Origin of the sequence: Parendozoicomonas callyspongiae (assembly GCF_023502345.1) — a bacterium.
Taxonomy (GTDB): domain Bacteria; phylum Pseudomonadota; class Gammaproteobacteria; order Pseudomonadales; family Endozoicomonadaceae; genus Sansalvadorimonas; species Sansalvadorimonas callyspongiae.
In genome coordinates this window covers 1-1,617 of record NZ_JAMFLX010000076.1, presented here as the reverse complement: position 1 = coordinate 1,617, position 1,617 = coordinate 1, and the positions used below count along the sequence as shown (strand labels likewise).

Below are 1,617 nucleotides of genomic sequence, written 5' to 3'. Positions count from 1 at the left end.
ATAAACCATTCCACTTTCCTGATTTCGCCACCCAGGTACACCACAGTGTCCAGGTCAAGATTCACACTTGTTTGAACGGCAGCTTCATGGAAGATTGAACGTGCGTCCTCTCGGGCGGCCGCATAACGCAGGTTATGACTGCCGATATCAGCAAGATTGTATTGAGTCGCTGTATTTTTCACATGGGCTTTGAGTTCGCCACTGTACCGAACCAGTTTGGTTCTGCGCCGGAGTAAATCTCTGGTGGCGCGCATTTCACGAGAGTAGTTGTAGGCCAGAGGAAAGTTGCCTCCACGCAAGAGCCGGGCAATTTTGTAGGCATCGATTTTATCGTTCTTGGTTTTTCCACCATGAATCGCCTTCATATATAGGGCATGTCCCAGAACAAAATCAATATCATGGTCAGCACACCAGTCTGACAATCAATACCAACAGTGCATGCATTCAACACCGATGACTATGTTGCCAGCATAAGGAGAAATCAATGGATGCAGACATTCGGGACGGGCTTTAATGTTTTTGTGAACAACTGTTTTTCCCTTGTCGTCCACTATGCAGACATAGAGGCTTTTGGCATGGAGATCTATGCCGCAGTAAAAAGGATGAGAGTTGTTGTAGAATTGCATCGAGTCTTCTCCTTTTTGTTTTTAGCGCCTGCCAGCTTACCGATTTACCGGTGAGCTGGGGAGAAGGCTCAATAAGTATCAAGAAAATCCAGGTAGCTCTTCTCTGAATGGTATAAGTTCATGTGTGTACAAAGCATGTGAATACTCGTTATCAAAAATCCATTAGCACAAAACGGACAATAAAATTGCATATCACACTTATTTTTTAACCGATCGCGTTGATTTTTATGATTATATCTATGATGATTTTTTTTTGTTGTGATGATGTGAATATACTGCCACACCCATATGAACATGATAATAAACCTTGATCTTCCTCTTGGTTAGTTGGTAGTAAGTTCATCTGAGAAACAGTATTATAGCTGGTCTCACTATCTAAATCGTAGCTTTCAGTAATAACAAATGAAGATTTTTCTTGATCAATCAAAGTAAAAAATTCATTTTGTGTTTGAGAACCAGACCCCTGTTCAAAAAAGGAGCTAAAAAAGTCCTCTAAATCATCGCATTCATAAAAAAAGTCAATTAACAAAATAACCAACAAGTTTTCATTATTCTCATCAAAGTTGCTAAGGTCATTAGTAACAAACTGAAAAGTGACATTTTCATGAAGTATCAAATTATAGCTTTCTACAGAGAATGCATCAGTTAGCTCTAGATTTCTAGGTGTCGTTACGCTTAAAACCCCATTCCTGAAGCGTAAATAAAATATGTTTGCACTAACAGATTCAGCAATGAGAAGGTAAAATACAATAAAAATAAATAAAAACATTCTTTTATGATACATGCTGCAAACCTCAAACATCCAGTTACAGGCATCATAGATAATAAATAAGAAACGCTCCTAACAAATGCTTCCAGTTCGTTCCGGGGCTTTGCCCCTCCACCCGACGCCGCCGTCGGCGGCGCGGCTGAAGCAGGCGTCAGCAATTCCCGCTGAATAATGAATTCCCTGTGATAGCAGGCTCTGCAGAGCATCGGATAATCAGCCAAG

The 1,617-nt window shown here is 40.7% G+C and carries 2 protein-coding genes and 1 pseudogene; all 3 read right to left on the bottom strand.

Translation table 11 applies throughout. The features are described from left to right. Positions 1 to 626 (bottom strand): annotated as a pseudogene (locus M3P05_RS20300) (IS110 family transposase); the annotation flags it as partial. A 205-nt stretch (positions 627 to 831) separates the two neighbouring features. Then, positions 832 to 1,242, bottom strand: coding sequence for a hypothetical protein (locus M3P05_RS20295; RefSeq protein ID WP_249701954.1), 411 nt, complete (start codon positions 1,240 to 1,242; stop codon positions 832 to 834). A 59-nt stretch (positions 1,243 to 1,301) separates the two neighbouring features. Then, a partial coding sequence (locus M3P05_RS20290; protein ID WP_249701953.1) for a hypothetical protein occupies positions 1,302 to 1,617 on the bottom strand: 316 nt, incomplete at its 5' end.